This window comes from Lentibacillus salinarum (genome assembly GCF_042679865.1).
GTDB classification, from domain to species: Bacteria; Bacillota; Bacilli; order Bacillales; family Amphibacillaceae; genus Lentibacillus; species Lentibacillus salinarum.
Genome location: NZ_JBHTNH010000027.1, coordinates 32129 through 49949 on the forward strand (window position 1 = coordinate 32129; position 17821 = coordinate 49949).

General features: G+C 44.3%; 17 protein-coding genes and 1 riboswitch. Of the genes, 11 read left to right on the plus strand and 6 right to left on the minus strand.

Translation table 11 applies throughout. The features are described from left to right. Positions 1-141: 141 nt before the first annotated feature. Positions 142-1374 (plus strand): C40 family peptidase, encoded by a 1233-nt coding sequence (locus ACFQ4A_RS12675; RefSeq protein ID WP_382401181.1) that lies wholly within the window; start codon positions 142-144, stop codon positions 1372-1374. A 318-nt stretch (positions 1375-1692) separates the two neighbouring features. Beyond that, entirely contained in the window at positions 1693-3192 is a 1500-nt protein-coding gene (locus ACFQ4A_RS12680; protein ID WP_382401183.1) for a BCCT family transporter, read from the plus strand. Positions 3193-3334: 142 nt separating this feature from the next. Here ACFQ4A_RS12680 and ACFQ4A_RS12685 read toward each other — a convergent pair whose 3' ends face one another. Continuing rightward, positions 3335-3922 carry a YitT family protein gene (locus ACFQ4A_RS12685; protein WP_382401185.1) on the minus strand — a complete coding sequence of 196 codons (588 nt, stop codon included), beginning with the start codon at positions 3920-3922 and terminating at the stop codon, positions 3335-3337. Positions 3923-4090: 168 nt separating this feature from the next. Beyond that, positions 4091-4183: riboswitch (guanidine-I (ykkC/yxkD leader) on the plus strand. An 80-nt stretch (positions 4184-4263) separates the two neighbouring features. Here ACFQ4A_RS12685 and ACFQ4A_RS12690 point away from each other — a divergent pair. Together ACFQ4A_RS12690 and ACFQ4A_RS12695 are read left to right on the plus strand one after the other, a co-directional pair. Next, the gene (locus ACFQ4A_RS12690) at positions 4264-4602 is read left to right on the plus strand and encodes a DMT family transporter (protein ID WP_382401187.1); all 339 of its coding nucleotides are present in this window, start codon (positions 4264-4266) and stop codon (positions 4600-4602) included. Further along, positions 4599-4913: a DMT family transporter gene (locus ACFQ4A_RS12695; protein ID WP_382401189.1), complete on the plus strand. Its 315-nt coding sequence runs from the start codon at positions 4599-4601 to the stop codon at positions 4911-4913. Before ACFQ4A_RS12690 ends, ACFQ4A_RS12695 begins: the two co-directional genes overlap by 4 nt. A 139-nt stretch (positions 4914-5052) precedes the next feature. On the opposite strand, the gene ACFQ4A_RS12700 is transcribed toward ACFQ4A_RS12695, so the two are convergent. The 5 genes from ACFQ4A_RS12700 to ACFQ4A_RS12720 all read right to left on the minus strand — a co-directional run bounded on the left by ACFQ4A_RS12700 (position 5053) and on the right by ACFQ4A_RS12720 (position 9150). Continuing rightward, on the minus strand, positions 5053-5466 hold the full coding sequence (locus ACFQ4A_RS12700) for a Fur family transcriptional regulator (RefSeq protein ID WP_382401191.1): 414 nt from the start codon (positions 5464-5466) through the stop codon (positions 5053-5055). After that, positions 5435-6313 carry a metal ABC transporter permease gene (locus tag ACFQ4A_RS12705; protein WP_382401193.1) on the minus strand — a complete coding sequence of 293 codons (879 nt, stop codon included), beginning with the start codon at positions 6311-6313 and terminating at the stop codon, positions 5435-5437. Before ACFQ4A_RS12705 ends, ACFQ4A_RS12700 begins: the two co-directional genes overlap by 32 nt. A 17-nt stretch (positions 6314-6330) precedes the next feature. Continuing rightward, positions 6331-7086, minus strand: coding sequence for a metal ABC transporter ATP-binding protein (locus ACFQ4A_RS12710; protein ID WP_382401195.1), 756 nt, complete (start codon positions 7084-7086; stop codon positions 6331-6333). 16 nt (positions 7087-7102) lie between these two features. Then, entirely contained in the window at positions 7103-8074 is a 972-nt protein-coding gene (locus ACFQ4A_RS12715; RefSeq protein WP_382401197.1) for a metal ABC transporter solute-binding protein, Zn/Mn family, read from the minus strand. Between the two features lie 221 nt (positions 8075-8295). After that, the gene (locus tag ACFQ4A_RS12720) at positions 8296-9150 is read right to left on the minus strand and encodes a YitT family protein (protein WP_382401199.1); all 855 of its coding nucleotides are present in this window, start codon (positions 9148-9150) and stop codon (positions 8296-8298) included. 438 nt (positions 9151-9588) lie between these two features. Between ACFQ4A_RS12720 and ACFQ4A_RS12725 the strand changes: the two genes are divergently transcribed. The 7 genes from ACFQ4A_RS12725 to ACFQ4A_RS12755 all read left to right on the plus strand — a co-directional run bounded on the left by ACFQ4A_RS12725 (position 9589) and on the right by ACFQ4A_RS12755 (position 17719). After that, a complete protein-coding gene (locus ACFQ4A_RS12725) occupies positions 9589-11988 on the plus strand; it encodes a 3-hydroxyacyl-CoA dehydrogenase/enoyl-CoA hydratase family protein (RefSeq protein ID WP_382401201.1) in 2400 nt (799 codons plus the stop codon). A gap of 19 nt (positions 11989-12007) precedes the next feature. Then, complete coding sequence (locus ACFQ4A_RS12730; protein WP_382401203.1) at positions 12008-13183, plus strand: acetyl-CoA C-acetyltransferase; 1176 nt, start codon at positions 12008-12010, stop codon at positions 13181-13183. A gap of 673 nt (positions 13184-13856) precedes the next feature. After that, entirely contained in the window at positions 13857-15641 is a 1785-nt protein-coding gene (locus ACFQ4A_RS12735) for an acyl-CoA dehydrogenase family protein (RefSeq protein ID WP_382401205.1), read from the plus strand. 326 nt (positions 15642-15967) lie between these two features. Beyond that, entirely contained in the window at positions 15968-16324 is a 357-nt protein-coding gene (locus tag ACFQ4A_RS12740; RefSeq protein ID WP_382401207.1) for an arsenate reductase family protein, read from the plus strand. Positions 16325-16404: 80 nt separating this feature from the next. After that, complete coding sequence (gene gcvH / locus ACFQ4A_RS12745) at positions 16405-16788, plus strand: glycine cleavage system protein GcvH (protein WP_382401209.1); 384 nt, start codon at positions 16405-16407, stop codon at positions 16786-16788. Positions 16789-17020: 232 nt separating this feature from the next. Further along, positions 17021-17374 (plus strand): toprim domain-containing protein, encoded by a 354-nt coding sequence (locus tag ACFQ4A_RS12750; RefSeq protein WP_382401211.1) that lies wholly within the window; start codon positions 17021-17023, stop codon positions 17372-17374. Positions 17375-17383: 9 nt separating this feature from the next. Further along, positions 17384-17719 (plus strand): thioredoxin family protein, encoded by a 336-nt coding sequence (locus ACFQ4A_RS12755; RefSeq protein WP_382401213.1) that lies wholly within the window; start codon positions 17384-17386, stop codon positions 17717-17719. The last annotated feature ends 102 nt before the right edge of the window (positions 17720-17821 follow it).

The window sequence follows — 17821 nt, forward strand, 5'->3', positions numbered from 1 at the left end:
TCTATTACACGCATGTCATTTTTTGATGATATAATTCGAATTGCCTAAAACTATTAAGGACATAATAGACAAAATAGACGACCGTAGAACTTTTTAGGTATACATAAACGTTTTGCAGATATGAGAATGGGGGAAGAGAAAGTGAAAAAAGTAATTGGAACAGCTATTACGGCTGGTGCCGTGTTGGTTGGCAGCGTGTGTTTGACTGATACAGTTCACGCGGAACAGATGCAGGATGTGCAGGAAGAACGGGCTCAGGTACAGAACAATCTGTCTGATGCAGAAGCCGAAATTGCTGATGTCATGGCTGAACTGGAAGAATTGAATGAAAAAGTTGATTCAACCAATGAAGCACTTGATAAAAATAAACAGAAAATGAACGAAACGGAAGAAGAAATAACACAAACAGAAGATGAAGTAGCCGGAATTGAAGAGGACGTTCAAGTTCTTGAAGAAAAAATCGTCGAACGGAAAGAGGTTTTGAAAGAGCGGATTGTATCCCTACAGGAAAACGGCGGGAACATCAGCTATCTTGAAGTTATCTTTGGATCGAAAAGTTTCAGTAATATGATTAGCCGTATGTCCGCTGTTTCCAAAATTGCCGATTCGGATAAAAAGCTGATGGAGCAGCAGGAAGCGGATAAAGCTGAATTACAGGAGAAAAAAGATGACAGGCAGGATAAACTGTCCGGGCTTCAGGATATGAAAGTGGAACTGGAAGGTATGAATGAAACGATTGTCGCGCAAAAAGAACAAAATGAAGCCGATAAGGAAGAATTGAAAAAGAAAAAACAGAATTTAAACGACATGAAAGCTGAACTGGAAGATAAAGACAGCAGTCTCGCTTCTATCGAGGAGGAACTCAGCGAGCGCAGGGATCAGTCCAATGGTGGTTCGTCCGATAATTCCAATGCTGTTGCATCAGCTTCATCATCAAATTCATCTTCAGCTGATTCGTCTGACGATGGTGATTTGAAACAGTTGAGCGATAACACCGATAAAGGGAGCGGTCAGTATAGCTCTGCTATCGACGCAGGGTTTACACAGACGGGAACTCCATATGTAACGGCTGGAAAAGGCCCTGGCGGTTTTGATTGCTCTGGTTTCGTGTCGTGGGCATTTGGACAAGCCGGTGTATCCATTCCGTCCAGCACGTCAGCGCTGCAAAGTGTTGGGTCAAAAGTTTCCCTCAGCAATGCGCAACCGGGAGACCTTGTGTTCTTTGACACGTACAAAACAAACGGCCATGTCGGCATTTACCTTGGCGATAACAAGTTCCTGGGTGCTCAAAGCAGTACCGGGGTTGATGTTGCTGACATGAACAGCACGTATTGGAGCAAGAACTTCAGTGGCCATGTACGCCGTGTGCAATAATATGTGAAGGATCTGCCTTTTGGGGCAGATCTTTTTTGTTTTTTATTGATCGATCAATTAACACAGCTGGCGTTTAGCCTCACAGACAACATTTCCTTTACATAGTAAAATGGAACCGAATGGCAAATAATAACGACATATCGATCGAAAATTACCAGTAGAAAATGTATAATGAAAAACATGGCTTTTCCACTATTTTCTTAAGGGTTTAGAAGATAATACAGGCTATGACAGTGAACGACTATGTTCAGAGGGTAGACCACGTGCTGAGCCATATTCGTCATGCACACCCTTAGCCTGAAAAAGAAAGGATTTGTTATGGAAAAACATACATACAAAAATCCGGTATTTTTTGTATCGGCCATCATCGTCGCATTACTTGTATTAACCGGGGCCATTTTCACAGATGCATTTCAGAATACAGCCGATACATTATTCAGTTTTACGACCATCAACTTCGGTTGGTTTTACCTGCTGGCAGTATTTATTTTTGTTTTATTTCTTGCAGTGCTTTCAATCACGAAATATGGCAATATCCGACTTGGGCCAAAGGGGTCGCGTCCCGAATATCCATTCTTTACTTGGATTGGCATGCTGTTTTCAGCCGGATTTGGTGCTGGGCTGGTATTCTGGGGTGTGGCGGAACCGATGAGTCACTTTTTCACAACACCATTCAATGAGTTGGAGGCACAGACGGAAGAGTCCGCCCGCGTGGCCATGGGCTATGCCTTTTTCCACTGGGGTGTGAGCCAATGGTCTGTATTTGCTGTCGTTGGTTTGATTATTGCTTTTCTGCAATTTAAGAAAGACGAAAAAGGGTTGATTTCGACAGCGATTGCACCGGTTGTCGGGCAAAACAGAGCTTTAGGTGGAACGATTGATACACTCGCCGTTATTGCGACAGTCATGGGGGTGGCAACGTCACTCGGACTGGGCATTTCCCAAATGAATGGCGGTTTAAAAAGTGTTTTTGCTGTGCCGAATTCTATCTGGATCCAAATGGCTATCGCAGGTGTCATGCTGGTGACTTACCTGCTTTCGTCCAGTACCGGTCTGAATAGAGGGATAAAATGGTTGAGTAATTTGAATCTGGGCTTATGTCTGTTTTTGCTCGTGTTTGTCTTTTTGGCGGGACCGACCGTATTTATTTTGGACACATTTGTGTTAGGTTTAGGTGACTACATAACGAATTTTGTGCACTACAGTTTACGTCTAACGCCTTATTCGGGCGAGTCATGGGTAACCGAGTGGACTGTCTTTTATTGGGCATGGTCTACTGCCTGGTCACCATTTGTCGGCGCTTTCGTTGCCCGCGTATCGAGAGGCAGGACAATCCGTGAATTCGTATTTGGGGTGTTGGTTGTACCCCCGGTGATTGCCTGTTTATGGATCGCTGCATTTGGTGGGACGGCGATATACAGTGATTTGTTTAATGGAACACAAATCGCAGAAGCGGTAAATGCCGACATGACTGTTGCATTGTTTGAAACATTTGGTGATTTACCATTTACAAACGTCCTGTCTATTCTGGCCATTTTTCTGATCTTCACATTTCTGGTCACATCAGCCGATTCAGCAACTTATATATTGGGAAGTATGACCTCCAGAGGCAGTCTGAACCCAGCGTTAACGGTCAAAGTTATCTGGGGTATCCTGATTACGGCGATTGCCGTGGTGCTTTTGTTTGCCGGCGGATTGAATGCATTGCAGACCGCTTCGCTTACGTCTGCATTACCATTTACGATTATTCTACTGCTGATTGTCGTGGCGTTTATACGAATGGTGAAGAAGGAACCCCTACCGAAAAAAGATGATTAAATCTTGTTTCGGAGGCCTTAATGAAAGTTCAGCCATATACGCCACATCAGTCGCCAGCGCCAAACTGCAGGCACGAGAAGGTTGGCGGAAATTGGCAAGTTAGCTGACTTTCTGTAAGACATGACAAACAGCTGGGAGGCTGTTAACCTTCCAGCTGTTTTGACGTGGAAAAAAGCTGCGTAATGGTAAATATAGTTAGACCGGTCATGCCAACCATCAGACCGGAATAAATGAGTGTTGTTTCCTGGATAACCACCCAGCCGAGCAGAATCACGAAACCGTCAATGATCATAATGATAACCCCGACATTAAGACGTATAACGTTCGTCAGCATGAGTGCCAACAAGTCGCCTCCACCAGCGCTTACCTTTGTCAGCAGCATGATGCTGATTCCGGTACCAAGTAATAACCCGCATGTTATGGCACTGATCAGGATGGGCGGTGTATGGAAAGACATCAGTGGATGAAAATAATCAATAAAGAATGCTGAAGCCAATACACCGTGTACACCATTATAAAAATAAGAACGGAAATGAAACCAGGCATAAGTGTATAAAGGCAGGTTTAACACAATAACCGTTAAGCCCGGCTGCAGACCGAGTGTATAGTTGGAAATCAGACCTAGCCCGATAATGCCGCCATCAACAAGGTGATTTGGAATAGCGAAAAGGTTTATCCCAATGGCAATTAGGGCACTCCCGATTATGATCGATACCATTTTTTGCAGCAAACATATCACACACCATATAACTTGTCCTATTCATTCATATGAATGATTCATTCACATTATCCATGTAGATTATATTGCAAAAGCAGTCGGGTGCATGTTTCCCCGTTGTGGCAACTGAAATGATATGGTTTGACTGAAGGCGGGCATTTCATCTATACTATTCATGATTCTAAAGTTTTCTAGGGTTCCGCAGTCCATACTGGTCTGGTCCGAGAGAAAACGCACGAAATGTGTACACGGCGGGACAAAAGCCCGGGAGGATATCTAGTTGAAGATATCTTCCCGGCTTTTTTTGCTGTCATAGGACGCCATTTACGAGGCAGTATTTTGAGGTGATGAACATGAATAAAAGCTGGAATATCCTATTTTTGGCCGGCCTTTTTGAAATTGGCTGGGTTGTCGGTTTAAAACATGCTGACAGTGCGGTGACATGGATTTTGACTGCTGCAGCGATTTATCTCAGTATGCATTTGCTGGTGTATGCTACCCATAAGCTTCCGGTTGGGACGGCTTATGCTGTATTTGCCGGTATGGGAACAGCAGGGACCGTCATATTGGAGATTGTTGTATTCGGGGAGCCATTCCAACTGCTCAAAATTATTCTTATTTTAATTTTATTGGGCGGTGTCATCGGATTGAAAATGGTGACAGATGAACAGGCAGGTGAACGGGAATCATGAGCTGGATTTATTTAGTCATTGCCGGGATTGGCGAAATATTAGGTGTGATGGGCATTAATAAAGTGAATCAGGAAAAAAGCCTTTTCGCATTCACATGGTTGATTGGCGGGTTTGTGTTCAGCTTTATCTTTTTAACGCTGGCGATGGAAAATCTCCCAATGGGAACGGCTTATGCGGTGTGGACAGGAATCGGTACAGCCGGCAGCGCGGTTGCGGGAATGATTTTTTTCAACGAATCGGCTGATTGGCGTCGTATTATATTCATCAGCATGGTTATTGCGGCAGCTGTTGGTCTGAAACTCATGACATAATCGTTTAGTTGACGTTTTAATATAAGCAAGCCTGTGACGGAACTGATCTAGAAAAATCAATTGGACCATGACAAATCAAAAGTGATAGCAGTTTAAAGAATCATAACCTAGAACAAGGCGCCATTTTAGGAGCCTTGTTTTAGGTTGCCTGACATACAGGGCATAAACCGTATATCTCAAACTTGTGTCCTTCAATGGCGTAATTGCCCAAAGATTGATGTACTTCATCCATCGGGCACACGTCGATTTCTTTTGTTTTCCCGCAATCTTTGCAAATAAAATGGTGGTGATGATGATGGCTGCAGCTGAGACGGAAGTGTTTTTCCCCATTTAATTCCGTCGTCTCCAGCACTCCGACGTCATCAAATAAATGAAGATTACGGTAAACCGTATCAAAACTAATGCCTTCATATGTGGGCTCCAAATGGTTAATCAGGTCTTTGGCTGTTCGGTACCCGTCAGCTTCGGCGAAAAATTGAAGCATATCCTGTCGTTTAGCAGTGGTTTTATAACCCTGTTTTTTAATTTCCTGAATGGCTTCCTTCAGTTCCATATGCGAGCCTCCTTTTCCGAGAAGTGGATGAAAAACGTTTGCTTCCGATAGCGAGAAGTAGGATTAAAATGGAAACAACAACGATCGTGCCTCCAGGTGGAATACTGAAATAATAGCCTGATATTAACCCTATAATAACAGCTGATTCACCAAATACAATCGAATAGATGACCATTTGTTTAAATCCGCGGGCAATCCGCATGCTTGCTGCAACCGGCAATGTCATCAGGGCGGATACGAGCAGTACCCCAACAACGCGAATCGAAGCAGCAATCACAAGAGCGGTCATGACAATGAACAATAGATGAATCCGTTTCGCATGAATGCCTGAAACAATCGCATGCTCCTCATCAAATGATAAGGTCACCAGTTCTTTGTAAAACAGCCCGATGATAAACACGATAACGACAGCAATTCCAACAATCGTATAAAAATCTGTTCGGCTGACGGCAGAAACAGAACCGAATAAATAGTTGAACAGTTCCGTATTGAAGCCGTCTGCCAATGCAATGAAAATGACGCTCAACCCGACCCCACCCGATAGTATGATCGGGATGGCCAGCTCCTGATAGGCCTGATAGACACCCCGAAGTTTTTCAATGAAAATGGACCCCAACACGGAAAAGCCCATTCCACTGTATAGCGGCGCAATACCGAGAGAAAATTTTTTATCCACAAACAGGCCGAATGCAATCCCAGCCAGGGTGACATGTGATAAGGCATCAGCAATCAGCGACAAACGCCGGACAACGATGAACGTCCCGAGAAGTGGTGCGATGATGCCGATTAAAAGGCCGGTTAAAAATGTATGTCGTAAAAAGTCATATTCCAAAAAATCTGTCAGCATAATGTTTTCCTCCAACGTTAATGGTCATGTGTTACGATATTGACCGGATGACCATAAAACTTCGATAGATCTTGATTTGTTAATGTGTTGTATTCATCAGGATCGCCGTGAAAATGTAATGTCTGATTCAAGCAAACGATGTCTGTCGCATGCTCTGTCATCGTACCGGTATCATGTGTGACAAGCAACAATGTGATATGGTGCTCATCATTCAGTTGATGGAGCAGGTCATAGAAGCGTTGCACGTTTTCCTGGTCAACACCGACAGTTGGCTCATCGAGAATCAGCAGTTCCGGATCACTTACCAGTGAGCGTGCGATAAAGACACGCTGTTGCTGGCCGCCTGACAAACTGCCGACATTTTCATACGCGTAATCGCTCATGCCGACTTGTTCAATGGCGTGCAGCACTTTGTTTTTATGTTTCGTCGTAAAAAATTTTAAATAACCGATTTTTCCTGTTAAACCCATTGATACAACCTCATAGACAGTAGCCGGGAAGCCTTTATTGAATGTATTGGCTTTTTGTGAAACGAACCCAATTTTATCCCAATCTCTGAATTTTTGAATGGGCTGTCCGAATAGGTGAATGGACCCATTGGCAGGTTTTAACAGGCCCAGAATAAGTTTGATTAACGTTGTTTTTCCTCCACCGTTTGGTCCGAGCATCCCCATGAAAACGCCTCGTGGGATTTCGAAATGAATATCGTGGAGGATGTCTTTCTTTTCGTATGCGTAATGAATATTTTTCATCGAAACAACTGGATCATTCATTGTTCTATGCCTCCTACTACTCAGTTGCTTGGTCGAGTACTTCCAGGTTGTGCTTCATTAACGACAGGTAATCTTCTCCGTTCTTGATATCAGCTTCTGTTAAAACGGATAGATTATGAATTTGTAAGCTTTTGGCGCCGATTTGGTCTTGGATGATTTCTGAAACACGGTCAGAACTGTTTTGTTCAAAAAGAATATAATCCAAATTGTGTTCTTCTGCTTGATCCATGATAGTGGTCAGTTCTTTTTGTGATGGTTCATGGTTTGACGATAATCCGCTAACGGCAATCTGTTCAATGTCGTATCGTTCTTCCCAATAACCGTATGCAGCATGGGAAACGAGTATTTTCTTATTTTCTTTGGATTCCAGTGTTTCCCGGAATTGGTGATCCAGTGCCAGCAAATCGTCTTTAAGGGCATTGAAATTTTCGGTATATTGTTCAGAGCTTTCCGGATTTAACGCAATCAGCTCATCCTTGATTGTGCTAGCCATGTCAATCATCCGTTCCGGGTCAAGCCAAATGTGCGGATTTTGGTCGTGATGATGTGCTTCACTTTCTGCCTGCCCGTGATGATGCTCCTCGTGCTTTTCTTCGTTCCCAGAATTGTGGGCGCCTGTATCCTCATGAAACAGCGCTTCATCCGCCCCTATTTCAATTAATGCAGTATCTTGTGAATCCAATGCTTGAGCAGCGGTTTCTGCAAAACCTTCCATTCCGGCTCCAAGGTAAATAAATGTATCTCCCTCTGCAATGGCTGTCATTTCCTTGGATGACGGTTCATAAGTGTGTGCATCAACACCAGGCGGATAAACAGACTCAACGTCAACAGAATCGCCGCCAATTTGCTCAACAGCGTATTGAATCGGGTAGATCGATGTATATATCGTTAAATCAGTATTCGTGTCTGTTTCAGTTTTGGTTTGAGTACACCCCACTGTGAAGATTCCAGCAATCAATAATAATATCATTACCCGGTAAATTCTCATATCCCCAAGTCCTTTCCAATAAGATAGTTTTATATTATCGTAACGATTACGATTTGTAAATAGGAATGATTACGATTTGGATGAAATTTAATTTGCTTAAGATATGATTCATCATAATACATGACATTAACCGGAAGAATTAGCGGAACAATCACAACATCAATGGAAGACAAAAAAAGAAGAAACCGGCATGACGCCGATTTCTGTTGAACGGGAGGTGATTAAAAGTTTTGTCCATAATATTTGTCAAGAGTGAATCCCCGCCCCAGTACTTCGGAGGCATTAATAAACACCACAAACGTTGTTGGTTCTTCGTCTTGCAGAATGCGTTTAAGCCATACTGCTTCTTGCTGGTCAGCCACACAGAGGATCATGGTTTTGTCCTGGTTGGTATAACCGCCGATGGTCCGGACTTTTGTCAATCCGCGGTCAATTTGGTCACTAATCTTACCTTGGATTTTTTCTTCGTTTTCCGTAATGATCATAATCAATTTAGACGCTGAAGTGCGTAGCTGAACGATATCAATTGTCTTGCTCGTAATATAAATACATATGAGGGCAAACAGGGTCAGTTCCAGATTGAATACGATAATCGATGAAATCACCACAACCCCGTCAACAATCAGCTGGGAGTAACCACTTGAGAGACCGGTGAACTTTTTGACGACTTGAGCGATGGATGCTGTTCCGCCGGTTGATCCGCGTCCTTTGTAAACTGTTCCAAGCCCAACACCGAGAATGATCCCGCCATAAATAGCACCCAAAATCGGGTTTGATACAGTATACGGAAAATCAGCTGTCAGATAGATCATAAACGGTACCCAAAAAGTACCGAGCAATGCTTTCCAGCTGAAATCTTTTCCTAGCGTTATCCAGCCAATGACAAAAATGGGGAGGTTAATCAGAAACTGTGTCAATGCCGGACTTAATGCATATAATTCAAACAGAATCGTACTGACCCCGGATATGCCACCAGCGGCAAGCTTGGATGGCAACAAGAACAAGTTATAGGATAATGCGACTAGTGTGGCACCGATGATAACTTGAGTGTATTCTCTCATACGTTTTTTGTTCATAGTGTGTAAATCCTTTCTTTGGCAGAAGGCATGAGAAGAAATTCGCAGCCTCGCTGACTTCTCTTAACTGACTTCCAGTATTTGGTTTTTGAAAAGCAAGGGGAGCAACCGGTTTTTAAAGCTTATGAAATTTAAATGTTGGACGACGTTTTCAATACCGGCATTCGCTCGCAGGGTTCCGCCAATCTGACTTTAACTCTCTGACCTCTAGAAATACGAGGCATCAGCCGATTTTTTTCCTATCAAACCTTTATTATTTTAACGCAGTCTGCTAAGTCATAAAAGCCCTTCGTATATTTATTTGAAAAATAGTGCTCATTTTTATTGCGAACTGTCTGAATATAACTTATACTGTTAAGTAAAGAGATAGGCGACTATCTTATATTTTCTGACTAAAAATGAATGAGTATTCATTCAAAAGGAGAAGGGGGATATAACATGAAGCGAACCATCAAGCGTGCTGCCGTCCTTGGTACCGGTGTTATGGGCTCCGGCATTGCGGCACACTTGGCAAATACAGGTATACCGACGATAATGCTTGATATTGTCCCGCGGGAATTGACCAGAAGTGAAGAAAAGAAAGGCTTGACGCTGGAAGATCCGGGAGTAAGAAATCGCGTGGCTGCCGACAGCAAAAAAGCGCTTTTAAAACAAAAGCCATCACCTGTTACATCAAAGGAAAGCCTTGATTTAATCGAAGTCGGCAACATGGAAGATGACATGGAAAAATTGGCGGATGTTGATTGGATCATTGAAGTGGTTGTCGAAAATCTGGAAATCAAACAAAAGGTTTTTGCCAACGTTGACACGTACCGCAAAGAAGGAACCATTGTCAGTTCCAATACATCCGGCATTTCAGTGGAGGCGATGGTGGAAGGACGTACGGAAGACTTCCGTAAGCACTTTCTGGGGACACACTTTTTCAACCCGCCGCGTTATTTGAAACTGCTGGAAGTCATCCCGACAAAAGATACGGACCCAGACGTGCTGGCATTTATGAAAACATTTGGTGAAGATGTATTAGGTAAAGGTGTTGTCGAAGCCAAAGATACGCCAAACTTTATCGCCAACCGAATTGGCACGTATGGTCTACTTGTAACCGTACAGGAGATGCTCAAAGGTGGTTACAGTATCGGGGAAGTCGATTCTGTTACCGGGCCAATGATCGGACGCCCAAAAAGTGCGACATTCCGGACACTTGATGTGGTCGGGCTGGATACGTTTATCCATGTGGCCAACAACGTACATGATCAGGTTGAAGGCAAGGAGAAAGACATATTCTACGTACCGGATTTCATGCAAACAATGCAGGAGAAAGGCTGGCTCGGTGCCAAGAGCGGGCAAGGTTTCTTTTTGAAGCAAAAAGGCAACGACGGAAGTGTGATTTATGAATTGAATCCGGAAACAATGGCATACGAAGACCGCCGGAAACTAAAAACGAATGCAACTGAGATGGCGAAACAGGAAAAAGGACCGCATCGTAAATTGAAAGCGCTTGTAACAGCCAAAGGTGACAGGGCTGGTGATCTGGTCTGGTCCGTATTAAAGCCGGTACTCATTTACTCAGCAGAGCTTACCGGTGAAATCGCGGACGATATTGTATCGATTGATGAGGCGATGAAGTGGGGATTTGGCTGGGAAATTGGTCCATTTGAAACATGGGATGCGATTGGTGTCCGCCAATCAGTCGAACGCATGCAGGAAGAAGGATCTGAAGTGCCACCTTGGGTGCTTAAGATGCTTGAGGACGGTAAGGAATCCTTCTATCAATCTGAGAGCGGTCAAGTCTATTATTACAATAATGGTACCTATAAGCAGCAAGCGTTTAATCCGAAAGAAATCAACCTGAAGCGGTTAAAAGATGAAAAAGGGGTTATCAAGAAGAATTCCGGTGCCAGCTTAATCGATTTAGGTGATGGCGTTGCCGGATTGGAATTCCACTCACAAGGCAATGCGATCGGTCTTGATATTATCAAAATGGTCAATGACGCACTTGATGAAGTGAATAAAAATTATGAAGGGCTAGTCATTGGCAACCAGGGCAAACATTTCTGTGTCGGTGCTCATCTTGGCATGATGCTGATGGCAGCACAGGACGATGACTTCTTTGAACTGGATATGGTTGTCCGCCAATTCCAGAACATGGCGATGACCATTAAATATGCCGAAAAACCGGTTGTCACCGCACCGTTTAATATGACAGTTGGTGGCGGTGCTGAAGTGTCCCTACCGGCAGCGTCCATCCAGGCATCAGCCGAAACATATATGGGGCTGGTTGAATTTGGTGTCGGGCTCATTCCGGGCGGTGGCGGTACAAAAGAGCTTTATTTGAAAGAACTCCGCAACCTTCCGAAAGGGGTAGACTTTGACCTTACGAAAGTCGCCAATGATGTTTTTGAAAAAGTGGCCATGGCCAAGGTATCGACATCAGCGGAAGAAGCACGCGAAAATGGCTTTTTGGACAGTGGTGATGCGATCAGCGTCAATTCTGATCACCTGTTGCATGACGCAAAAGAAAACGTGCTTGCGCTTGCGAAAGCCGGCTATCAGGCACCAAAACGTGAAAAGATTCCTGTCGTTGGTGATGCGGGTTATGCCGCCATGCTGCTCGGGGCAAAGTCATTGCAATTCAGCGGCTATGCCTCTGATCATGACGTGAAAATGGCTGAAAAACTGGCTTATGTTTTGTCAGGCGGACGGATTAAAGAAGGGACGTTAATTGACGAACAAGTCATGCTAGATCTGGAGCGTGAAGCATTTCTGAGCCTGATCGGCGAGCCGCTGACACAACAGCGGATGCAGCACATGCTTTTAAAAGGAAAACCATTGCGAAACTAATTATAGAGGGGGAAAAAACGTGAAGGAAGCAGTCATTGTTGCGGGTGCCAGAACCCCTGTGGGAAAAGCAAACAAAGGATCACTGGCTAACACAAGGCCGGATGATCTGGCCGCATTGACGATAAAAGAAACGTTGAAACGTGCCGGTAATTATGATGGAAACATTGACGACGTCATTATTGGAACCGCGATGCCGGAAGCAGAGCAGGGGATGAACATGGCGCGTAATATTGCCGGTCTTGCTGGGCTCAATAAAGATGTTCCCGGGGTCACGATTAACCGCTATTGTTCGTCGGGACTGCAAAGCATTGCTTATGCAGCCGAACGGATTATGATCGGTGCCAGTGATACGATCATTGCCGGCGGGGCGGAATCGATGAGTATGATCCCAATGGGCGGTCACGTGATCAAGCCAAATACAAAACTTGTTCAGGATGCACCAGGCTATTATATGCAAATGGGACACACGGCTGAAGAAGTTGCCAACCGATTTGGCATTTCGCGGGATGATCAGGATGAATTTGCTGTCCGCAGCCATCAGCGCGCCGCCAAGGCATTAGAAGAAGGGAGATTTAAGGAGGAAATCGTTCCCGTCGAAGTGACCGAGCGAGTCATCGGGGAGAAGAATAAAGTGGAGGAACAATCATTCATGTTTGACATGGATGAGGGCGTGCGTCCGGAAACAACGAAAGACGTTCTCGGCAAACTGAAGCCGGCCTTTTCCGCAACCGGGTCGGTGACAGCAGGAAACTCGTCGCAAATGAGCGATGGTGCCGGCACCGTTCTGGTTATGGATCGTGGAAAAGCTGATTCAGAAGGCTTGAAACCACTCGCCAAATTCCATTCATTTGCCGTTGCCGGTGTTGAACCGGAAATTATGGGCGTTGGGCCGGTTGAAGCTGTTCCGAAAGCGTTGAAAATCGCCGGTCTCGAACGATCGGATATTGGTTTATTTGAGCTGAACGAAGCATTTGCGTCACAGTCAGTCCGTGTCATTCAGGCGTTGGATCTTGATCCGGAGATTGTCAATGTCAATGGCGGTGCCATCGCACTTGGCCACCCGCTAGGCATGACGGGAACAAAATTGACCTTAAGCCTTATCCATGAAATGAAGCGCCGCAATGTCCAGTATGGTGTTGTAACAATGTGTATCGGTGGCGGTATGGGCGCGGCCGGTGTGTTTGAGTTATTGTAACCTATGAATCGTGATGAAATTTGATTTAGTCAATTGAAGGCGCGAATGCTAACTTGCAAGAATTCAGGGATTTTATAAAAGCTGTTATCTAAAAGATTGTTGTTTTTGACACAAAAGCCATAGAATGCGACATAACTTTATCAGGAATTCCTCCCAAACTTATGAATTTGAGTAAGTGCTGGTCCATCGCTGCGGAAAAACACTTGGTGCTCGTCGCGTTGCAAGCTATTTCGGCGAGGCATACGCTCCTCGCAGAAAAGATTGCTGACGCACTGCGGGGTCTCATCTAGGCCTCTTCTCCCACAGGAGTCTCCGTGTTTTTCCTTCGCTAGTTTTGGATTTACGGCAGTAATCGTAAATCGCATCTCAACTTAACTAGTCCGGGTGAGCGGAGGGCGGTGACTCCTGCGGGAACAGCACGTGTCCGAAGACCCCGGAAGAAGCGTTCTTTGCTTCTGAGGAGGCTGAGGCCGTGCCCGCGGAAAGCATCCGCCCGAAGCGATCCCGGACGGCAGGAATAGCACGTACTTATAGAAAACAACCAAGCAGCAGTTACGTCGCAATTTATATCAACTGCGTAAAAGGCAACAAACGAAAACAGCTTTATTAAAAAAAGGCATCGCAGAAAATTCAATGTCTTGGAAAAATCCAATTAGGGAAAGGAACGATTCACATGAGTGAAACAAAAGAAAAATTATTCAAAGGCGGCGGATTTTTAACCGAAGATCTGACAGCCGAGGATGTCATCACACCTGAAGATTTTACTGAAGAACACGAAATGATTGGCAAAACAACAGATGATTTCATTGATGGGGATGTTTTACCCAAGATTGATAACCTGGAGAACCATGAATTTGAGCACTCACTAGACTTATTGAAAAAAGCCGGTGAACTCGGGCTGCTTGGTGCAGACATTCCGGAAGAATACGGCGGGGTGGACCTGGATAAAATCAGTTCAGCCATTATTACAGAAAGGTTTGCCCGTGCCGGCGGATTTTCGATCACACACGGTGCTCATGTCGGCATTGGGACACTTCCAATTGTATTTTTTGGCAATGATGAACAAAAAGCAAACTATTTGCCGAAATTGGCTACCGGTGAGATGATTGCTGCTTATGCCCTGACTGAACCAAGTGCGGGCTCAGATGCTATGAGCGGGAAAACGGTAGCAAAATTAAATGAGGCGGGGACCCACTACATTCTGAACGGTGAAAAGCAATGGATTACCAACTCGGCCTTTGCGGATGTGTTCGTTGTTTATGCTCAGGTTGACGGCGATCAATTTACGGCTTTCATTGTTGAACGTGATTTTCCGGGAATTTCAACAGGCCCTGAAGAAAAGAAAATGGGTATTAAGAGTTCGTCAACACGTACCTTGACTTTGGAGGACGCTGAAGTCCCCGTTGAAAATCTGCTGGGTGAAAAAGGCAATGGCCACAAAATCGCCTTTAACATCCTGAATGTCGGCCGTTACAAACTCGCGATGGGTGGCGTTGGCGGATCGAAACGCGGCATCGAAGTGGCAACGAAATATGTTAACGAGCGTAAACAATTCAATACACCTATCGCCAGTTTTTCATTAACACAGGAAAAACTAGCAACAATGGCAGCGGAAACGTATGCCAATGAAAGTGCTGTCTACCGTACAGTCGGTCTGTTTGAGACTCGGATGGGTTCCTTATCCGATGAACAGTTGAAAGACGGCCGGGAAATTGCCAAAGCGATTGCCGAGTATCAGATTGAATGTTCCTTGAATAAATTCTCGGCGACCGAGTGCATGGATTATGTTGCTGATGAAGCCGTACAGCTCCATGGCGGTTATGGGTTCATGGAGGAATATGAAGTAGCAAGAATGTACCGTGACTCCCGCATCAATCGTATATTTGAAGGGACCAATGAAATTAATCGTCTGATTGTACCGGGTACACTGATGAAAAAAGCCATGAAAGGTGAATTGCCGCTTCTCCAGCAAGCGCAAAGCCTGCAGGAAGAACTCATGATGATGATGCCTGAAGAAGTTGGCGAGGCCACGTTGGAACAGGAAAAATATTTGCTTAAAAATGCCAAGAAAATGATTTTGCTTGGTGCCGGTCTGGCTGTTCAAAAATATCAGCAAAAACTGGAGAATGAGCAAGAGATTTTAGTGAACCTGGCCGATATGGTAAACGACGTCTATAACATGGAATCAGCCATTTTGCGTACGGAGAAGGCGATCAACAAAGATGGCGAGGATAAACACAAGCAAAAACGTCTGTACACACAAGTCTATGTACAAGAAGCGTTTAACCGCATTGAAGCTGATGCAAAAGAATCACTCATCGCTGTTGAGGAAGGCGACACACTAAGAATGATGCTGTCATCGTTGCGTAAATTAACCCGCCACACACCGATAAATGTGATTGCTAAAAAACGCGAGATTGCAGCGAAAATCATTGAAGAAGAAAAATATGTTGTTTAATACAATAATATGAAAATACCCCCAGCCTAGATTGACGGCCGGGGGGTATTTTTTGAATCCCGAAATTCGCAACTTATACAATCAATTAGACCTGGTAACTCTAATCATCTCAAATTGGCTGAAGGTGTCACAATATTGGCCGAAGTTCATGAATTTTCGGCTGAAAGTGTTACAAAATCCGCTGAGATTCACACTTTTTTCGCTGAAGTGTTCACAATTAGATGGAGAGTCTCAGTGAAATCCCGACATTCCCGGAATATGTCTCGCTTGTTTTCAGTATATTTGCTATAATGAACATAATCATTTAAAAGTTAGGGGGGAGACGAATGGCGTTAGCGTTTTACTGGTATCCGAAATGCGGTACATGTCAAAAAGCGAAAAAATGGCTCGATGCACATGACATTGATTATACGAGCATACATATCGTGGACGAGCCACCATCAAAAGAACAGCTGCTTAACTACATGTCCAAAAGTGACTTACCGCCGAAAAAGTTTTTTAACACAAGCGGGAAAAAATATCGTGAACTGAATCTCAAGGATAAACTCAAGGATATGAACACTGACGAAATGGCGGAACTGCTGGCAACGGATGGCATGCTGATTAAACGGCCAATCGTGACGGACGGGGAAAAGGTTACAATAGGCTTCAAAGAGGAAACATTCACCGAAAATTGGCTCTAAAAACAAAAAAATACTAGAAAAATATACGGTTGCCTAGTATAGTTAGGGTAACACCCGCAATGATGAATGGAGGGATTCGGATGAATTTACCGAACGATTTGTTTTATACGGAAGAGCATGAATGGATTAAAAAAGAGGACGGCAAGGTAAGGATTGGAATCACTGACTTTGCACAGGATGAACTTGGTGACATCGTTTTTGTGGAGCTGCCTGAAGTCGGGGACGAAATGGAAGCGGATGAGCCATTTGGCAGTGTCGAATCTGTTAAAACTGTCTCCGAACTCTATGCACCTATCAGCGGTAAAGTTGTCGAGATTAACGAGGAATTGGAAGACAGTCCGGAGTTTGTCAATGAATCACCTTATGACAAAGCATGGATGGTTGTCGTCGAACCGTCCGAACCATCAGATGTTGACCAGTTATTATCCGCTGAGCAATATGAAGAAGCTGTTAATAAAGGTTAATAGCTGAATAGGAAAAGCCGGCTTACTCCCAAAAGCGGAAAGTCGGCTTTTTTTTGGACGACGTTTGCAATATCGAAATCGGTGAATTCGCCGATCTGACTTCCGGCCTCTGACCTCTAGAAAGACGAGGCGGGAGCCGGGTTTTTCTTACTTTATACCTGTGACCGGGTGGATGTCTTTTCGCAATCATCATATAATAATCATGATATCCTGCCTAAGGAGTGCAATATGAATGACAGATAGGACGGAAAAAGTTATCATTGTGGAAGGATTAACCGATAAGAAACAGGTTAAAAAAGTGATTGCTGAAGAGGCCGAGATTATTTGTACAAATGGGACACTTGGGGTGGAGAAGTTTGATGAGCTTCTCGATAATCACGATCTGGACAACCGGGATGTTTATATTCTCGTTGATGAGGATAGCCCGGGCATCAAACTGCGCAACCAGTTGTCCCGTGAGCTTCCGCATGCCAGACATATTTATGTGAGCAGCGAGTACCGGGAAGTGGCAACAACACCGGAAAATATACTGGCGACTGAACTGGTGGGGAAGCGGATAGCGGTTAATCCGATTTTTCTGATTTAGGGTGATTTTTTGCTGCAGGTAACGGATGATCGTTTACAACACGAACGCTATTTATTATACATTTATACACCATTTTGCGGTACGTGTGCGCTGGCACGGACGATGCTCGATAAAATTGAGACAGTCCATCAGCAGGATATTTTTTATGAAATGAATGCGTCACTCAATCCCGAATTTATGCAGGAATTCAAAATTGAAAGTGTCCCTTGTCTGTTGATTAAAGAAAAAGGCGAGGTTCAAGATAAGGTATATGCATTCAAGTCCATTCCAAATATATACACCTATTTAATGGCGTATAAGCCGGAATTATTCGTGCGAAGCCCAGGGTCCACGCTTAAGAGATGATTAGACATGAAGCGAGACTTAACATGGCAGGAAGAACGGGGATCTATGGTTTTCGGCTAAAAAATTCAATTTTCACTGGAAATTGGCAGGATTTAATCACAA